Origin of the sequence: Nocardioides massiliensis, assembly GCF_030811215.1 — a bacterium.
GTDB lineage: Bacteria > Actinomycetota > Actinomycetes > Propionibacteriales > Nocardioidaceae > Nocardioides_A > Nocardioides_A massiliensis.
The window spans coordinates 772449-789389 of record NZ_JAUSQM010000001.1 but is presented as its reverse complement, the minus strand read 5'-3'; the positions used below and the strand labels follow the sequence as shown (position 1 = coordinate 789389).

17 protein-coding genes and 1 tRNA gene are annotated in these 16941 nt (G+C 72.1%); 9 read left to right on the top strand and 9 right to left on the bottom strand.

The window, feature by feature from the left end; translation table 11 throughout:
• The first annotated feature begins 95 nt into the window (after window positions 1-95).
• From J2S59_RS04005 to J2S59_RS03980, 6 genes are all read left to right on the top strand, one after another.
• On the top strand, window positions 96-2345 hold the full coding sequence (locus J2S59_RS04005) for a DNA polymerase III subunit gamma and tau (RefSeq protein ID WP_306824834.1): 2250 nt from the start codon (window positions 96-98) through the stop codon (window positions 2343-2345).
• A 51-nt stretch (window positions 2346-2396) separates the two neighbouring features.
• On the top strand, window positions 2397-2885 hold the full coding sequence (locus tag J2S59_RS04000; RefSeq protein WP_181642562.1) for a YbaB/EbfC family nucleoid-associated protein: 489 nt from the start codon (window positions 2397-2399) through the stop codon (window positions 2883-2885).
• Window positions 2878-3477: a recombination mediator RecR gene (gene recR / locus J2S59_RS03995; protein WP_068124434.1), complete on the top strand. Its 600-nt coding sequence runs from the start codon at window positions 2878-2880 to the stop codon at window positions 3475-3477. Before J2S59_RS04000 ends, recR begins: the two co-directional genes overlap by 8 nt.
• Window positions 3464-4090, top strand: a complete 627-nt coding sequence (locus J2S59_RS03990; protein ID WP_246360593.1) for a DUF5063 domain-containing protein — start codon at window positions 3464-3466, stop codon at window positions 4088-4090. Before recR ends, J2S59_RS03990 begins: the two co-directional genes overlap by 14 nt.
• Window positions 4091-4209: 119 nt before the next feature.
• Window positions 4210-5481 (top strand): aspartate kinase, encoded by a 1272-nt coding sequence (locus J2S59_RS03985; RefSeq protein WP_306824833.1) that lies wholly within the window; start codon window positions 4210-4212, stop codon window positions 5479-5481.
• Entirely contained in the window at window positions 5478-6557 is a 1080-nt protein-coding gene (locus tag J2S59_RS03980; RefSeq protein WP_306824832.1) for an aspartate-semialdehyde dehydrogenase, read from the top strand. The genes J2S59_RS03985 and J2S59_RS03980 overlap by 4 nt, the downstream gene beginning before the upstream one ends.
• A gap of 36 nt (window positions 6558-6593) precedes the next feature.
• Here J2S59_RS03980 and J2S59_RS03975 read toward each other — a convergent pair whose 3' ends face one another.
• The 4 genes from J2S59_RS03975 to J2S59_RS03960 form a co-directional block, all read right to left on the bottom strand.
• A complete protein-coding gene (locus J2S59_RS03975; RefSeq protein ID WP_220138479.1) occupies window positions 6594-7052 on the bottom strand; it encodes a CAP domain-containing protein in 459 nt (152 codons plus the stop codon).
• Between the two features lie 87 nt (window positions 7053-7139).
• Entirely contained in the window at window positions 7140-7478 is a 339-nt protein-coding gene (locus J2S59_RS03970) for an ArsR/SmtB family transcription factor (RefSeq protein WP_306824831.1), read from the bottom strand.
• Entirely contained in the window at window positions 7468-7983 is a 516-nt protein-coding gene (locus J2S59_RS03965; protein ID WP_181641584.1) for an SRPBCC domain-containing protein, read from the bottom strand. Before J2S59_RS03965 ends, J2S59_RS03970 begins: the two co-directional genes overlap by 11 nt.
• Before the next feature lie 102 nt (window positions 7984-8085).
• Window positions 8086-8985, bottom strand: a complete 900-nt coding sequence (locus J2S59_RS03960; RefSeq protein ID WP_068117749.1) for a hypothetical protein — start codon at window positions 8983-8985, stop codon at window positions 8086-8088.
• Window positions 8986-9110: 125 nt separating this feature from the next.
• Between J2S59_RS03960 and J2S59_RS03955 the strand changes: the two genes are divergently transcribed.
• On the top strand, window positions 9111-10040 hold the full coding sequence (locus J2S59_RS03955) for a cation diffusion facilitator family transporter (protein WP_068117752.1): 930 nt from the start codon (window positions 9111-9113) through the stop codon (window positions 10038-10040).
• A 60-nt stretch (window positions 10041-10100) separates the two neighbouring features.
• Here the strand turns inward: J2S59_RS03955 and J2S59_RS03950 are convergent.
• Together J2S59_RS03950 and J2S59_RS03945 are read right to left on the bottom strand one after the other, a co-directional pair.
• Window positions 10101-10174, bottom strand: a tRNA-Pro gene (locus tag J2S59_RS03950).
• A gap of 138 nt (window positions 10175-10312) precedes the next feature.
• Window positions 10313-11260: a metallophosphoesterase gene (locus tag J2S59_RS03945; protein ID WP_246360133.1), complete on the bottom strand. Its 948-nt coding sequence runs from the start codon at window positions 11258-11260 to the stop codon at window positions 10313-10315.
• A 25-nt stretch (window positions 11261-11285) separates the two neighbouring features.
• On the opposite strand from J2S59_RS03945, the gene J2S59_RS03940 reads away from it, so the two are divergent.
• Window positions 11286-11747: a GatB/YqeY domain-containing protein gene (locus J2S59_RS03940; RefSeq protein ID WP_068117759.1), complete on the top strand. Its 462-nt coding sequence runs from the start codon at window positions 11286-11288 to the stop codon at window positions 11745-11747.
• Window positions 11748-11766: 19 nt separating this feature from the next.
• Here the strand turns inward: J2S59_RS03940 and J2S59_RS03935 are convergent, their stop codons facing one another.
• Complete coding sequence (locus tag J2S59_RS03935; protein ID WP_306824830.1) at window positions 11767-14196, bottom strand: transglycosylase domain-containing protein; 2430 nt, start codon at window positions 14194-14196, stop codon at window positions 11767-11769.
• 185 nt (window positions 14197-14381) lie between these two features.
• On the opposite strand from J2S59_RS03935, the gene J2S59_RS03930 reads away from it, so the two are divergent.
• Entirely contained in the window at window positions 14382-14690 is a 309-nt protein-coding gene (locus tag J2S59_RS03930) for a WhiB family transcriptional regulator (protein WP_068122343.1), read from the top strand.
• Between the two features lie 42 nt (window positions 14691-14732).
• On the opposite strand, the gene bagB is transcribed toward J2S59_RS03930, so the two are convergent.
• Window positions 14733-15929, bottom strand: a complete 1197-nt coding sequence (gene bagB / locus J2S59_RS03925) for an ArsA family ATPase (protein WP_306824829.1) — start codon at window positions 15927-15929, stop codon at window positions 14733-14735.
• Complete coding sequence (gene bagA / locus J2S59_RS03920; protein WP_246360308.1) at window positions 15926-16924, bottom strand: ATPase BagA; 999 nt, start codon at window positions 16922-16924, stop codon at window positions 15926-15928. The genes bagB and bagA overlap by 4 nt, the downstream gene beginning before the upstream one ends.
• Window positions 16925-16941 lie beyond the last annotated feature (17 nt).

Sequence of the window (16941 nt, the reverse complement as noted above, 5' to 3'; positions counted from 1 at the left end):
CGTCCTTACCCCGCCGTGGGGTCGCTCTCACCGCTCTTCTGGACCGGCGTACGGCGGGGTGCCCCGTTGTCGGCGGTCCTGGTTACTGTTCACGTGTGGACGCCCCCCTCGCCCTCTACCGCCGCTACCGGCCCGAGACGTTCGCCGAGGTCATCGGTCAAGATCACGTCACCGGGCCGCTGCGTGCTGCGCTGGCGAACAACCGCGTCAACCACGCTTATCTCTTCTCCGGCCCGCGTGGGTGTGGCAAGACCACCAGCGCGCGGATCCTGGCGCGCGCGCTCAACTGCGAGCAGGGTCCGACGCCGGAGCCGTGCGGCCAGTGCCGCTCTTGCCAGGACCTCGCGCGCGGCGGGCCCGGCTCGATCGACGTCATCGAGATCGACGCCGCCAGCCACGGTGGTGTCGACGACGCCCGCGACCTGCGCGAGCGGGCGTTCTTCGCGCCGGTGTCGAGCCGCTACAAGGTCTACATCATCGACGAGGCCCACATGGTCACGACGCAGGGCTTCAACGCCCTGCTCAAGCTCGTCGAGGAGCCCCCGGAGCACCTCAAGTTCATCTTCGCCACGACCGAGCCCGAGAAGGTCATCGGCACGATCCGCTCGCGCACCCACCACTACCCGTTCCGGCTGATCGCGCCGCGGACCCTCTCGGCCTACCTCTCCGAGCTGTGTGCCGCCGAGCAGGTCGCCATCGAGCCGGCCGCGCTGCCGCTGGTCGTCCGCGCCGGCGGGGGCTCGGCGCGCGACACCCTCTCCGTGCTCGACCAGCTGATGGGCGGTGCGGGCCCCGAGGGGGTCACCTACGACCTGGCGACCGCGTTGCTCGGCTACACCCCCGACAGCCTGCTCGACGAGGTCGTCGACGCCTTCGCCGCCGGTGACGGCGCCTCGGTCTTCGCGGTCGTCGACAAGGTGATCGAGACCGGCCAGGATCCCCGCCGCTTCACCGAGGACCTGCTGCGCCGCCTGCGCGATCTCGTGATCATCGCCGCGGTCCCCGACGCCCCGGCCACGGGTCTCATCGACGTGCCGGAGGACGCCGCCGAGCGGCTCGTCGCCCAGGCCGCCCGCTTCGGCCGCGCCGACCTCAGCCGCTCCGCCGACCTGGTCGCCACCGGGCTCACCGAGATGCGCGGGGCCACCGCGCCGCGGCTGCTGCTCGAGCTCATCTGCGCCCGGGTCCTGCTGCCCGGCGCCGACGACTCGACCGACGGGATCCTCGCGCGCCTCGACCGCATCGAGCGGCGCATGAGCATCGAGGGCACCCCGACCGCCGCGCAGCCCACGCCCCCACCGTCGTACGCCGCAGAGGTCCCGGTCGCACCGCGCCCCGCTCCCACGCCGGTCACCCCGGCCGCGGAGCCTACGCAGGAAGCGTCGCCCGCCCCTGCCCCCGCGCCCACCCGTCAGGCCGGGGCGCCCCCCGCCGCACCGGCCGCTGCACCGCCGGCCGCACCGGCGGCCGCGGCCGAGTCGTCCGCCTGGCCCGAGCCGACCGCGACGCCCACCGCGCCCGCGACGCAGGAGCACGTCGCGGAGCCGGCTGCCCAGCCCGCGACGCCTGCCGAGCCGACCCCGCCGGCAGACCCACCGGCCGCCGACGACAGCGCGACCGTGACGACCGGCTTCGGGCTGGCCGACGTCCGTCGGCTGTGGCCGGCGATCCTCGACGCGGTGAAGCTCAAGCGGCGCTTCACCTGGATCCTGCTCAGCCAGAACGCCCAGGTCGTCGCCGTCGACGAGCAGACGCTGACCATCGCGTTGCTCAACGCCGGCGCGCGCGACTCGTTCCTGTCCAGCGGCAGCGAGCAGATCCTGCGCCAGGCAGCGGTCGACGTGATCGGGCGCGAGTGGCGGGTCGACGCCATCGTCGACCCCGCCGTGCAGCCCGGGGCCGATCCCGCGAGCGAGCCGCGCATCACCCGGCCCGCGACGGCCACGCCCCCCACCGCCGGCCCCCCTGCTGCCGCGCCGTCCGCGCCGGCAACCACCCCGGCCGGCGTGCCGGACGCCGCCGCGTCCCCCGCGGCGGGTGGCGGCCCCGTTAGCGCGGCGCCGCCTCCGGCCCCGACACCCGGCGAGGGGAGCACACCGACCCCGGCGCCGCCGGCTCCGGAGGTCCAGCTCAACCGCCCGACCGACCCCGAGGCCGTCGCCCGCGCCCGGGAGGCGATCCAAGCCACCCGCAACGGTCCCACCGGTCAGGCGGGACCCACCGGGCCCTCCGACGACGACGTCCACCCCGACGACCCCGACGCCGAGGACCAGGGGCTGGCCGGCGCCGAGCTCCTGCAGCGCACCCTCGGCGCCGTCGTCATCGAGGAGATCCCGCATGACTGAGCGCCCCGGCCACACCCCAACCACGCCCCCGACCAGTCCAGGAGACCCGCGATGACCAACCCCTTCGGTGAGGGCGGCTTCGACATGAACAGCCTCCTCCAGCAGGCCCAGGCCATGCAGGAGCAGCTGGTGTCGGCCCAGCAGCAGCTCGAGCACGAGCGCGTCGAGGGCACGGTCGGCTCGGTCACGGTGACGGTCACCGGCACCGGCGAGCTCGCGGGCGTCCAGATCGACGCCGGCTACCACGATGCCCACGACGAGGAGAGCCTCGCCGACCTCGGCGACATGATCGTCGCCGCCTACCGCGTCGCCCGTACCCAGGCGGAGTCCATCGCCCAACAGGCGATGAACCCCCTCGCCGGCCTCGGTGACGCGCTCGGGGGCGGTGACCTCGGAGCACTCTTCGGCGGCGGTGACGCCGGCCAGAGTGGCGACGCCCGCCCCGCCGGTTTCAGCCTCCCGGCGCGCGACGACGCCGAGACCGACTCCGCCGACGAGCACGCCGACGAGCAGCGACCCGGCGGTAGCCAGGGTGTATGAGGGGATCGTCCAGGACCTGATCGACGAGCTCGGTCGGCTCCCGGGCGTCGGGCCCAAGAGTGCCCAGCGCATCGCCTTCCACGTGCTGCAGGCCGATCCGGCCGACGTACGCCGCCTCGCCTCGGTCTTGACCGAGGTCAAGGACAAGGTCCGCTTCTGCGTGGTCTGCGGCAACGTTGCGGAGGAGGAGCAGTGCCGGATCTGCCGCGACCCGCGCCGCGACCCGACGGTGCTGTGCGTGGTCGAGGAGTCCAAGGACGTCGTCGCGGTCGAGCGCACGCGGGAGTTCCGCGGCCGCTACCACGTCCTCGGCGGCGCGATCAGCCCCATCGAGGGCATCGGACCCGACCAGCTGCGCATCAAGGAGCTGCTCCAGCGGCTCTCCGACGGCCAGATCACCGAGATCATCCTGGCCACCGATCCCAACCTCGAGGGCGAGGCGACCGCGACCTACCTGACGCGGCTCCTCAAGGACCTGGGCTTGCGCTTGACGCGGTTGGCGAGTGGACTGCCCGTAGGTGGCGACCTCGAGTACGCCGACGAGGTCACCTTGGGTCGGGCCTTCGAAGGGAGACGCAGTGTCGACGACTGAGCACCTGCCCGCGACGGACGAGGTCCACCCGCCCGCCGAGCCGGGCGTCACCAGCGACGTCGAGGATTTCGCCCAGCAGATCGCCGACCAGGTCGAGAGCTTCCTGCTCGCCCTGCAGGCGATCGCCCGCGGCGAGGCCGGCGGTCGCGCGATCGGCCTGCTCCTCCTCGAGGTCAGCCAGGTCCTCCTGGCGGGCGCGCGGCTGGGGGTGCAGACCGACTTCGAGCCGGTCGAGCAGTTCCAGCCCGACGCCGGGCCCGACCCCGATCTCGACGAGATGCGGCTGCGCCTGGCCACGCTGCTCGACGGCGTCGACGACTACACCGAGGTCTTCGACCCCTACGTCCACCCGCCCGAGCTGGTCTCCTCCCGGCTCTCCGACGACCTCTCCAGCGTGGCCGCCGCCCTGGCCCACGGTCTGCGTCACTTCCGCGCCGGCCGCATCAGCGAGGCCCTGTGGTGGTGGCAGTTCTCCTACGTCTCCTCGTGGGGCGGCGAGGCCAGCGGCGCGCTGCGTGCGCTGCAGTCGGTGGTCGCCCACGACCGGCTCGACATCGACCTCGAAGGCGAGTCCGAGCAGGTCGCGGCGGCCGAGCAGATGCTCGAGTCCTGACGCCGTTGTGACCGGTGCCACGCGGGGGTGTCCAGCCCGCGTCGGCGCTCCGGGCACGCCCGACGTACGCCCGTAGAATCGCAGGCGTTCGCAGCCTTTCTCGCACGTCAGGAGCACCCGTGGGTGTCGTGGTCCAGAAGTACGGCGGCTCGTCGGTCGCCGACGCCGAGGGCGTCAAGCGCGTCGCGCAGCGGATCGTCGACGCCAAGAAGGCCGGCAACCAGGTCGTCGTGGTCGTCTCTGCGATGGGGGACACGACCGATGAGCTGATCGACCTCGCCGAGCAGGTCTCGCCGCTCCCCCCGGGCCGGGAGATGGACATGCTGCTGACCGCCGGCGAGCGGATCTCGATGGCGCTGCTCGCCATGGCGGTGGGCAACCTCGGCCACGAGGCGCGCTCGTTCACCGGCAGCCAGGCCGGCGTCATCACCGACGCCGCCCACGGCAAGGCCAAGATCATCGACGTCACGCCGGGCCGGATCCAGACCGCGCTCGACGAGGGCGCGATCGCGATCGTGGCCGGGTTCCAGGGTGTCAGCCAGACGAGCAAGGACATCACCACGCTCGGCCGCGGTGGCTCCGACACGACCGCCGTCGCCCTCGCCGCGGCGCTGAAGGCCGACGTCTGCGAGATCTACAGCGACGTCGACGGCGTCTTCACCGCCGACCCCCGGATCGTCCCGACCGCCCGCAAGCGCGACCGCATCTCCTACGAGGAGATGCTGGAGATGGCCGCGTGCGGCGCGAAGATCCTGCACCTGCGGTGCGTCGAGTACGCCCGCCGCTACGACATGCCCATCCACGTCCGCTCGTCCTTCTCCCTCAAGGACGGCACGTGGATCACCGACCAGCGAGACGGAGACGAGACGATGGAGCAAGCGATCATCGCCGGGGTCGCACACGACCGCAGCGAAGCCAAGATCACCGTGGTCGGGGTGCCCGACAAGGTCGGGGAGGCGGCGCGCATCTTCGAGGCTCTGGCGGACGCCCAGATCAACATCGACATGATCGTGCAGAACATCTCCGCCGCCGACACGAACCTCACCGACATCTCCTTCACCGTCCCGCACGCCGACGGCCAGGCCGCGATGGCGGCGCTGACCCGGATCCAGGACACCGTCGGCTTCTCGTCGCTGCAGTACGACGACCAGATCGGCAAGGTCTCGCTCATCGGTGCCGGCATGCGCTCCCACCCGGGCGTGACCGCGAAGTTCTTCACCAGCCTCGCCGAGGCCGGGGTCAACATCTCGATGATCTCCACCTCCGAGATCCGCATCTCCGTGGTGGTCGACGAGGCCCAGGTCGACGACGCCGTCGCGGCCACCCACAAGGCGTTCGACCTCGACGCCGACGACGTCGAGGCAGTCGTGTACGGCGGGACCGGCCGATGACCCTTCGACAAGCTCAGGGCAAGCCCCGACGCCCCGTGCGCCTCGGCATCGTCGGTGCCACCGGCCAGGTCGGTGTCGCGATGCGCCAGATCCTGCTCGAGCGCGAGTTCCCGATCGAGGAGATCCGGTTCTTCGCCTCGGCCCGCTCGGCCGGCACCGTGCTGGAGTTCGGCGACCGTCAGGTCACGGTGGAGGACGCGGCGACCGCCGACCCCAGCGGGCTGGACATCGCGCTGTTCTCGGCCGGTGCCACCACGTCGCGGGCGCAGGCTGCGCGCTTCGCCGATGCCGGTGTCGTCGTGGTCGACAACTCCAGCGCCTTCCGCAAGGACCCCGACATCCCGCTGGTCGTCTCCGAGGTCAACCCCGACGCGATCGACCTCGCGTTCACCGGCGAGAAGCAACGCATCATCGCCAACCCCAACTGCACCACCATGGCCGCGATGCCGGTGCTCAAGCCGCTGCACGACGAGGCGGGCCTCGTGCGGCTGATCGCCTCGACCTACCAGGCCGTCTCCGGCTCCGGCGTCGCCGGCGTGTCCGAGCTGTCGGGTCAGGTCGCGACCGCAGGCGAGAAGGCCACCGAGCTGGCCTACGACGGCACGGCCGTCGACCTGGGCGAGCCGGGTGTCTACCGGCGCCCCATCGCCTACAACGTCGTGCCGTTCGCGGGCAGCCTGGTCGACGACGGGCTCAACGAGACCGACGAGGAGCAGAAGCTGCGCAACGAGTCGCGCAAGATCCTCGGCATCCCCGAGCTGCGCGTCTCCGGCATCTGCGTGCGCGTCCCGGTCTTCACCGGCCACTCGCTCGCGATCAACGCGGAGTTCGCCTCCGCGCTGCCGGTCGAGCGGGCCGTCGAGCTGCTCAAGGACGCCCCCGGCGTCGAGCTCGCCGAGATCCCGACGCCGCTGCAGGCGGCCGGCACCGACCCGTCCTACGTCGGCCGCATCCGCCAGGACGAGGGCGTCGACGGTCAGCGGGGTCTGGCGTTGTTCATCTCCAACGACAACCTGCGCAAGGGTGCCGCGCTCAACACCGTGCAGATCGCGGAGCTGCTGGCCGCGCGCCTGTAGCGGCGCGCCGCCACGGGGTCACGGGGTGTCCCGCGCTCAGCGGTGGCCGAACACCACCGCCCAGTAGAGGTCGCCGTTCTGGGCACGCGCCCGCGCGACCCCGACCATGCGGTAGCTGGGCTCCAGGATGTTGGCGCGGTGGCCGGGGCTGCGCATCCAGGCCCGGTGCACGCCGGCGGGCATGCGGTAGCCCTGCGCGACGTTCTCCCCGACCATCCGGAGGTTGCACCGCTTCAGGACCGGGCGCAGCGGCTGGTGGAACATCCGCTGCTGGTTGGCCTGACGCTGCGCCTGCACGCGCGCGGTTCGCTTCAGGCACGGCGCCTGCCGTAGCCGTACGAGGTCGGCGTTGGCGCGGGCCTGGTTGTGCCAGGCGAGGGTACGACGCTCGGCCTGGGCCTGCGTGAGGTCGGCCTGCGCGATCGTCGGCGTCAGCGAGGCAGCCATGAGCACCAGCGGGGCGAGACAACGACGGGCAAGACGGGACGTCAGCACGGGGTCCTCTCGGGTCGACGATGTCGGACCCGATGAGGTACCCGATCGACACCCACGGACACGGGTTTTGTCCGAAATGTCCGATTGTCAGCCCTGCTCGGCCTGCTCCCGCAGCCGGTCCAACCGCCGCTCCCAGCCGGCGGCGATCGCCTCGAGGTCGCGCGCCGCCGCGCTGAGAGCAGCGCCGAGTGCCTGGAAGCGCAGCTCGCGGCCGACCTGCTCGGACCTCACCAGTCCCGCCGCCTCGAGCACGCCGAGGTGGCGGGCGATGGCCTGCCGGGTCACGGGGAGCTCGGCGGCGAGGGCGGAGGCGGACGCGGGTGCAGCCCCGAGGCGGGCGAGGATCTCCCAGCGGGTCTCGTCGGCCAGTGCCGCCAGCACCTGGGTGCGGGTCGGCGTGGCAGAGGTGGCTGACTCAGCCGACACTGAGTGCGCCCCCGCCGGCTTCGAGGTGCTCCTGGGCGAGCCGGAGCTCGGTCTCCCAGCCGTCGACGTTCTCGTCGTAGACCGCGCGGCGCTTGCGCGCGTCTCCCGGCAGGGTGGCGAAGCCGCTCTCGACTACCCGCAGCTCCACTCCGCCGTCGTACGGCGTGAGGGTGAACTCGACGAGGGTGGAGGCGCCGCCGGGGTCCGCGGCGTCGGCCAGCCACCGGAAGGCGGCGTACGTCGGCGGCTCGAGCGCCATGGTGCGGAAGACGAACGGGCCGTGGACGGGGTCGTGCACCGTCGTCAGGTCGCCGTCGCGCTCCAGGCGGTGCGCGGTGAGGGCGTCGACATTGGCGAACCAACCGGGCTCGCTGACCAGCGCCCAGACGCGCTCGACAGGCGCGGCGATCCGGACGGACTGCTCGATGGTGTCGGGGACGTCGAGCTCGAGGAGCTCCGTCTGGGCCGGTATCGGGGAGCCGGCGCGGTCGGGGGCTGCGGTCATCGGGGGTGTCCTCTCGGCGGCGGTCCACCGGGTGCGAACCAAGTGCAACACCAATGTTGCACATACAGCCCGGGAAGCGCAACCGCAGAGTTGCAGGTCGCCCTAGGTCGTCTCCTCCGCGAAGGAGGACGTCAGCCACCACGCGCCGAGGAACGCGATCGCGCTGAGCGCCGGGATCACCGCGAACATCCAGGCCGAGAACAGCACGTCGACCAGGAACAGCTGACTGATCACACCCACCAGTGCGACGCCGAGGATGCTCGTGCTGCCCGGGCGGGAGACCTCCCACACCGTCAGCAGCACGGCGCCCAGCAGCACCATCACCACGACGATCGCGAGCAGCAGGAAGAATCCCGGACCGCCGCAGGAGGCGGTGCCCTTCAGTTCCGAGCAGCCCTTCAGGCCTGCGAACGTCAGTGCGGCTCCGAGCAGGCCGACCACGATGCCGGCGACGATGGCCGCGACACGTCCGGTGAGCATCGGCAGCAGGTCGACCCGCTGACGCCACGGCTCCGGCTCGCGCTCGTCGCCGTCCCGGCCGTTGCCGGTTGGTGCCGGCACGGGAGCCGGTTCGGTGATGTCGCTGGGCGGGGGCTCCACCGGGTCGGGGTCGGTCGGCTCGGCGCGGGGCGCCGCCTCCCTGACGGCTGCGGGCTCGGCGGGCGGCGCGGTCGAAGCGGCTACCTCGTCCTCGCTCGGCGGGAGCGGCGGCACGAATCCCGGGATCGGTCCGGAGTCGAGAGCGGGGCCGGTCTCCCACGCCGCGGGCGAGCTGTCGTCGGGCCTGGTCGCGTCGTCGGGCGCGGGCATCCCGCTCGGGACGTCGACAGGTGCGCCGGGAACCACGTCGGGTGCCGCATCGGCCGGCGCGCCGACGGGTGGCGGTTCGGGCGGTGCCGGTGGGGTTGGCGCGGTCTCGGTGCGCGGCGAGCGCTTCTTGCGGCGCCCGAAGGGCCGCGACAGCGAGAGCTTGTCCTCGACGTCGTCGCTCGGGTCGGCCATGGGGGGAGTCTGCCAGAGCAGGGTCGACCGGAGGCGCCGTCGCACACGTCACAGCCGGGCGGGTCGTTGCGGCCTACGCTGGAAGGCGCGACGTCGATGCGCGCCGTGTCGAGGGAGGAGGCCCAGTGGGTGCAGGTCACGGCCACGGTCACCTGACCGGGAGTCCGAGCTCCCACGCCGGCGGGCGACACCGCCGACGGCTGGCGATCTCGTTCGTCCTGGTCGCTGCCTTCTTCGTGGTCGAACTCGTCGCCGGGCTGTGGTCCGGCTCGCTCGCCCTGATCTCCGACGCCGGGCACATGGCCGCTGACGTGGTGGCGCTCGGGGCGGCGTTGATCGCCACCAAGATCGCCACCCGCCCCGACCACACCGGCCGGCGTACCTATGGCTCCTACCGCGCCGAGGTGTTCGCCTCGGGCCTGGCGGTCCTGCTGATGCTGGGGGTGTCGGCGTACGTCGTCATCGCCGCGGTCGGGCGCATCGGGGCCGACGTGAGCATCGAGGTCGGACCGGTCCTGGTCGTCGGCGTGCTCGGTCTCCTGGTGAACCTGATCGCGCTGCTGCTCCTCCGGGCCGGCGCGCGCGAGTCGCTCAACGTCAAGGGCGCCTACTACGAGGTGCTGGCCGACACCGCGGGCAGCGTCGGCGTCCTCGTGGCGGGCGGGCTCGTCCTGCTCACCGACATGGTCGTGTGGGACACCCTCGTCGCGCTCGCCATCGGCGTCTTCGTCGCCGTGCGCGCGGTGGTCCTTGGTCGCCAGGTGCTCGCCGTGCTCGGCCAGCACGTCCCGGCCGACCTCGACGTCGAGCGCCTGACCGCCGAGCTCGTTGCCCTGCCCGGCGTCGCCGACGTCCACGACCTGCACGTGTGGACGCTGACCTCGGGCATGCACGTCGCCACCGCTCACCTCGTGCTGGACGAGGATCCGGCCACCGACAGCCACGGCGTCCTGGTTGCGGCTCAGCGTGTGCTGCGCCAGGGCCACGGCATCGAGCACGCGACCCTCCAGGTGGAGGAGCGCCCGACGACCGACTGCCACGAGGTCACCTGGTAGCGACTGGCGCCGGATGCGAAACACCCGGATCTGCGCGTGCAGATCCGGGTGTCCGATTTGTCGGGCTGACAGGATTTGAACCTGCGGCCTCCTCGTCCCGAACGAGGCGCGCTACCAAGCTGCGCCACAGCCCGATCAGCCTGCGTGAACAGGCCGCGGGCGAGTCTATACGAGCCGGTACGGCCGACTGAAATCGCCCTCGACGGAGGGCTGGTGCGTCCCACACGAGGATCCCAGTCACCTGGTGACTGCGATCTTCGAGCAGGACGCAGTCAGCGCGCGACGAGCGTGAGCAGGGTGGCTTCCGGCCGGCAGCAGAACCGGATCGGGACGTACGGCGAGGTGCCGAGTCCGGCGGAGACGTGCATCCACGCGCCGGCCGGGTCGTCGGGCGGGGAGTCGGCCGGGTGCCGGTGCAGACCCTTGGCGCGGGCGCGATCGAGGTCGCAGTTGGTGACGATCGCGCGCGACCTCGGCAGGCACAGCTGACCGCCGTGGGTGTGGCCGGCGATCAGCAGGTCGTAGCCGTCGCGGGTGAACTGGTCGAGGACGCGGAGGTACGGCGCGTGCGCCACGCCGATACGCAGGTCCGCCTTGGCTGGCGCGGGACCGGCGACAGCGGCGAGGTCGTCGTACCCGAGGTGGGGGTCGTCGACCCCGGCGAACGCGATCTCGGTCTCGCCGATGCGCAGCCGGTCGTGGCGGTTGGTGAGGTCGCGCCAGCCGCGGGCGGTGAACCCCGCGACGAGGTCGGGCCAGGGCAGCTTCGGGGACGTCGTGTGGCGCTGGCCGTCGTCGGGGAGCAGGTACTTCACCGGGTTGCGCCCGGTCGGGGCGAAGTAGTCGTTGGAACCCAGGACGAAGACACCGGGGGAGTCGAGGAGGCCGTCGAGCGCTTCGAGGACGGGGCCGACGGCGTCGCGGTGGGCGAGGAAGTCGCCGGTGCCGATGACCAGGTCGGGCTTCGTGCTCGCGAGGTCACGCAACCACGCGCGCTTGCGCCCCTGCGCGGGAGTCAGGTGCAGGTCGCTGAGGTGCAGCACGCGCAGCGGCTTCGCACCCGGGGGAAGCACGGGGACCTCCGCCTCGCGGAGGACGAACGCGCGCACCTCCCACCCTGCGCCGTACGCCGCACACCCCAGCCCCACGGCCGCCGCGGCAACTCCCGCCCGCACGACCGCGCGGAGCGGGCCGCGGGCGGAATCGGGGGCCGGGCTCATGGCGTCAGGCTGCCACAATGCATCCATGAGCAATCTCAAGGACCGCCTGCGCACCGACTTGACCGCATCGATCAAGGCGCGCGACGAGCTGCGGTCCTCGACCCTGCGGATGGTGCTCACGGCGATCACCAACGCCGAGGTCGCCGGCAAGACCCAGCGCGAGCTCACCGACGAGGACGTCGTGACCGTGCTCAGCAGCGAGGCCAAGAAGCGGCGCGAGGCCGCCGTCGCGTTCGAGGAGGGCGGGCGCACCGAGGCGGCCGCCAAGGAGCGGGCCGAGGCCGAGATCCTCGCCGACTACCTGCCCGAGCAGCTCTCCGAGGACGAGGTCCGAGCGCTCATCTCCGAGACCATCGAGTCCACCGGTGCCGCCGCCGACGGCATGCGCGCGATGGGCAAGGTCATGGGCGCGCTGCAGCCGAAGGTGAAGGGCCGCGCCGACGGCGCGTTCGTCGCGGCGGAGGTCAAGCGCCAGCTCGCCGGCTGAGTCGGGTCTGCGACGCGGGTCAGTCGTCCCCGCCGCGACCGCGGCCGCGTCCCGGGTTGTCGCCACCCCGGCCGCGTCCGCGACCGGGTCCGGCGTTGTCGCCCCCGCCGCGACCATCACCGGCTTCGTCACCACCGTCGCCGTCGTCGTCCCCATCCCCGTCGTCAGAGGGCGGGGGGAGCGGCGGTACGCCGTTGGAGGGGTAGATGACGACGGTGCTGCCGGTGCCGATGGTGGCGCCGCTGCCGGGCGAGGTGTAGGCGACGGTGCCCGACGGATAGTTCGAGTTGACCGGCGAGCTCACGCGGGGGAAGAAGCCCGCGTCCTCGAGCACCCGGCGTGCCTCGTCGACGCTGAGCCCGCCGACGGACGGGACGGCGTCCTGCTGGCCCTGGACGATCGCCGCGCCGGGGGCCACGAAGTCCTGCACGGGGAGGACTGCGATGGCCTCCCGCATCGCGGAGGCCCACATGGGTGCGGCGTAACCCGAACCGGAGACGCCGTAGATGGTGCGCCCGTTGACGACCGTGCCGTTGAGCGAGGAGGGCTGGCCGAGCTGGTTGGCTCCGGCGATCACAGCTGCCGTCGACATGTTCGGTGTGTAGCCGACGAACCAGACGGCGCGGTTGTCGTTGGTCGTCCCCGTCTTGCCTGCCGATGGACGCCCCAGGGCGGAGCCATAGGCGAAACCGCCGGGCTCCAGCAGGCCGCGCAGGATGTCGTTGACGGCGTCGGCGGTGCTGCGCGGCATCACCCGCTCACAATCGGGGCGGTAGTCCTTGAAGAGGGCGCCGGTCGCGTCGCGGATCTCCGCGATCGGGGTGTTGGCGCACGCCACACCGCGAGCCGCGAACGTCGCGTAGGCGCCGGCCATCTCCAACGGGCTCACGTCGGCGACGCCGAGGGCGAACGACGGGACCATCTCGCGCGCGGGGTCGTTGAGCGCGACGCCCATCTTCTGGGCGAGCTCGTAGGGCTCGCACAGCCCGGTGCGCTGGGTGAGTTCGGCGAAGAACGTGTTCACCGACTTCTGGGTGCCGGAGTACATGTCGAACGTCCCGGCACCCGTCGTCGAGTTGCGCGGCTCCCAGATCTGGGTGCCCTGGTAGGGGCCGTCGCAGGTCTCGTAGTCGCTGACCGGGTAGTAGCCCTGCGCCGGGACAGACAGCTGGGTGCCGAGCGACATGCCGTTCTTGATGGCGGTGGCCAGCACGAAGACCTTGAACGTCGAGCCCGGCTGGAAGCCGTTGGCGTCGCCGTACTCCGAGTCGACCACATAGTTGAGGAAGCTCTGGCCCTTGCTGCGGTCACGCCCCATCGGCCGCGACTGCGCCAGGGCGCGGACCGCGCCGGTGCCGGGCTCGACCATCGCGAGGGCACCGACGGCCTGGTCGGTCGGCTGGACGTTGGCGGCCGCGGCCTCGTCGGCGCCGCGCTGCATGCGCAGGTCGACGGTGGTCTTGATCGTCAGGCCCCCGCGGTCGATGAGCTGCTCGCGCTCCTCGCGCGTCTCGCCCAGCGACTCGTCGGCCAGCAGGTAGCGCCGGGCGTAGTCACAGAAGAACGGCGCGGCGGAGAAGATGCAGCCGTTGCGGGTCTGGCGCGGCTTGAGGCCGAGGTTGCGCGAGATCGCCTTCTGCGCCTGCTCGTCGGTGACGATGCCCAGCTGGGCCATCCGGCGGAGCACGACGTCGCGGCGGTCGCGGGCCGCCTCCCGGTTGCGGGTGGGGTCGAAGCGTGACGGGTTCTGCACGAGGCCGGCGAGCAACGCGGCCTCGCGCAGCTTCAGCTTGTTGGCGGGTTTGGAGAAGTAGCGGTACGACGCCGCCTGGATGCCCTCGGCCCCGGCGCCGAAGTAGGCGAGGTTGAGGTAGCGCTCCAAGATCCAGTCCTTGGAGTACTTCTCCTCGAAGCCGATGGCGTACTGCAGCTCCTTGATCTTGCGGGCGTAGGTCTCCTCCGTGGCCGCGCGGCGCTCCTCGGCCGTCTCGGCCTGGGCGACCAGCGTCAGCTTCACCATCTGCTGGGTGATCGAGGAGCCACCCTGCACGACGTCGTCGCTGGCCTGGTTGGTGAGGAACGCGCGCAGCGTGCCCTTGATGTCGAGCGCGCCGTGCTCGTAGAAGCGGTCGTCCTCGATCGCCACGATCGCCTCGCGCATGATCGGCGCGACCTTGTCGAGGGAGATGTTGACGCGGTTCTCGTCGTAGAACGTCGCCAGCAGCTTGCCCTCGGAGTCGAGCACCCGGGTGCGCTCGGGCAGCGGCTCCGCCTCCAGCTCGGCCGGCAGGTTGTCGATCTGGCGCGCCACCGTGCGCGCGCTCAGGCCGGCCACGCCGGCGAACGGGAGGGCCAGACCGGCGACGAGGACCCCCAGTGCGGCCGCAACCGCGACCATCACCCCCAGGTGGGAGAGGATGGCCGACGCGGGGAGACGGTCACGACGCATGCGCTCCAGAGTACGGGAGCGCCATGGGTCGTTGGTCACCCTCGTCTAGTCATATGTGACTACGTGATCGTGCTCCGGTTGTGTCTGGTCTCACACTGCCGCGGTTCTTTACCTTGAACTCAGACATTTCGACTCGGCGGGTCCGCATCGGGGCGGATCCCTCTCCCGGCGAGGGGACCTCAAGCATGACGTGGAACGACGACTGGGCGTCCGAGGCGGCCTGCAAGCAGGCAGGGCCTGATGACCTGTTCGTGCGGGGTGCGGAGCAGAACCGCGCCAAGCTCCGGTGCGGCACCTGCATCGTGCGGGCCGAGTGCCTCGCCGAAGCGCTCGACAACCAGATCGAGTGGGGCGTGTGGGGCGGCATGACCGAGCGCGAGCGGCGGGCGCTGCTGCGCCGCCGGCCCAACGTCACCTCGTGGCGCGGCCTGCTCGAGGCCGCCAAGGCCGATCATGTCGCTGCGGAGCTGCCCGAGATCGTCCGCAGCGCCTGACCCGGCCGGCACCAGTCCGGTCGGCCGGGTCAGCCTGACGGGTCAGGGGCCGGCGAGCAGGTCCCCGACCTGCCGCAGGCCGTCGAGGTCGTGGACGTCGGTGGCCAGCGCGGGGACGACGGCGGTCGCGACCTCCGGGTGCGCGGCGCTGAACCGGCTGCGGACGTGCAGCTCGCGGCGTACGAGCTGCAGGCGCTCGGCGAGCAGCCGCAGCAGACCGGCGGTCACCGGTGCCGGGGCGGACTCCTCCAGGCGCTCCGCGGCGGCGAGCGCCTGCTCGGCCGAGAGGGTGGCACCCTCCGGCGCGAGGCTGGCGCGGTTGACGACCAGTCCCGCCAGCGGCATGTCCTCCTCGGTGAGCCGCTCGACGAAGTACGCCGCCTCGCGCAGCGCGTCCGGCTCCGGCGCGGCGACGACGACGAACGCCGTACCGTCCGCCTGGAGCAGCTCGAAGGTCTTCTGCGCGCGCTGGCGGAAGCCGCCGAAGAGCGTGTCGAAGGCGGCGACGAAGGTCTGCATGTCGCGCAGCACCTGCGCGCCGATGATCTTGGTGACGGCGTTGGTGACGATGCTGAAGCCGGCGGTCATCAGCCGCGCCGGACCCTTCGCCGGCGCGAGCAGGATCCGGATGAACCGTCCGTCGAGGAACGACGAGAGCCGCTCGGGGGCGTCGAGGAAGTCCAGCGCCGAACGCGACGGCGGGGTGTCGACGACGATCAGGTCCCAGCGGCCGGTGCGCCGGGCGTCCTGGTGGAGCTGGCCGAGCTTCTCCATCGCCATGTATTCCTGCGTGCCCGCGAACGAGCTCGACAGCGCGATATAGAAGGGGTTCTGCAGGATCTGCTGGGCCTTCTCGGGGCTGGCCTGGGACTCGACGACCTCGTCGAAGGTCCGCTTCATGTCGAGCATCATCGCGTCGAGCGAGCCGCCCCCCTGGTCGGTCGAGCTCGTCGAGACCCCCGGCACCGGACGCGGCACGTTGTCGAGCGCCTCGATCCCCATCGACTGCGCGAGCCGACGGGCGGGGTCGATGGTGAGCACGACGACCTTGCGCCCCTGCTCGGCCGCGCGCAGGGCGAGCGCGGCGGCGGTGGTCGTCTTGCCGACGCCGCCGGAGCCGCAGCAGACGATGATCTGAGTGCTGCGGTCGCCCAGGAGCGCGTCGACGTCGAGCGCGGGGACGTCGTGGGGGTCGGGGCTGGCCAGCGGCCCGACCCGCGGGTTGCTCTGCCGGGTCATGCCATCGCCTGCTCGCGCAGCCGGGCGGCCAGCTCGTAGAGGCCGCCGAGGTCGATGCCGTCGGCCAGGCGCGGCAGCTCATAGGTGGGTACGCCGATCTCGGCCACCAGCTCGCGCTGGGTGTCCTCGAGGCGCCGGCGCTCGGCGTGGTCGCGACCCTCGGCGAGGAGCGCCTCGACCAGGGCGTCGTCGGTGGGCAGACCCGCCTGCTCGAGGTCCGCGCGCACGGTGGTCGCGGGAAGTGCACCGGCCAGCGCCGCCTCGCGAGCCGAGGCGTCCAGGGCCTGGGGCCGGGTCAGGTTGACGACCACGCCGCCGACCGGCAGGCCGATCGAGCGCAGCTCGGCGATGCCGTCGCTGGTCTCCTGCACAGGCATCTCCTCCAGCACCGTCACCAGGTGGATGGCGGTCCGCTCCGAGCGCAGCAGCGTCATCACCGTGTCGGCCTGGTTCTTGATCGGACCGACCTTGGCGAGCCCGGCCAGCTCGTCGTTGACGTTGAGGAACTGCGCGATCCGGCCGGTCGGGGGCGCGTCGAGCACGACGGCGTCGTAGTGCCGGGCGTTCTTGGTGCGTCGGTTGCGGTTGACCGCCTCGTAGACCTTGCCGGTCAGCAGGACGTCGCGGACGCCCGGGGCGATCGTCGTGGCGAAGTCCACGACGCCGAACTTGTCGAGCGCCTTGCCGGCGCGGCCGAGGCGGTAGTACATCGCGAGGTACTCCAGCAGCGCGGACTCCGGGTCGATCGCCAGCGCGAACACCTCGCCGCCGGCCGTGCCGTCACTGCCGTGGCCGCTCGCCAGGGGGCGCTCCTCGTAGGGCAGCGGTGCGACGTCGAACATCCGCGCGATGCCCTGGCGGCCCTCGACCTCGCACAGCAGCACCTGCTTGCCGTGGGAGGCGAGCGCAAGGGCCAGCGCGGCAGCCACGGTGGACTTCCCCGTGCCGCCCTTGCCGGTGACGATGTGGAGGTCCACGTCTGGCCAGTCGCTCACGCCGTGAAGCGTAGTGG

Excerpts from the sequence above, each read along its gene's own strand:
- J2S59_RS04000 (WP_181642562.1), top strand. The coding sequence starts at position 2,397 with ATGACCAACCCCTTCGGTGAGGGCGGCTTCGACATGAACAGCCTCCTC.
- J2S59_RS03980 (WP_306824832.1), top strand. The coding sequence starts at position 5,478 with ATGACCCTTCGACAAGCTCAGGGCAAGCCCCGACGCCCCGTGCGCCTC.
- J2S59_RS03965 (WP_181641584.1), bottom strand. The coding sequence starts at position 7,983 with ATGACCGCAGCCCCCGACCGCGCCGGCTCCCCGATACCGGCCCAGACG.
- J2S59_RS03960 (WP_068117749.1), bottom strand. The coding sequence starts at position 8,985 with ATGGCCGACCCGAGCGACGACGTCGAGGACAAGCTCTCGCTGTCGCGG.
- J2S59_RS03945 (WP_246360133.1), bottom strand. The coding sequence starts at position 11,260 with ATGAGCCCGGCCCCCGATTCCGCCCGCGGCCCGCTCCGCGCGGTCGTG.
- J2S59_RS03940 (WP_068117759.1), top strand. The coding sequence starts at position 11,286 with ATGAGCAATCTCAAGGACCGCCTGCGCACCGACTTGACCGCATCGATC.
- J2S59_RS03935 (WP_306824830.1), bottom strand. The coding sequence starts at position 14,196 with ATGCGTCGTGACCGTCTCCCCGCGTCGGCCATCCTCTCCCACCTGGGG.
- J2S59_RS03930 (WP_068122343.1), top strand. The coding sequence starts at position 14,382 with ATGACGTGGAACGACGACTGGGCGTCCGAGGCGGCCTGCAAGCAGGCA.
- bagB (WP_306824829.1), bottom strand. The coding sequence starts at position 15,929 with ATGACCCGGCAGAGCAACCCGCGGGTCGGGCCGCTGGCCAGCCCCGAC.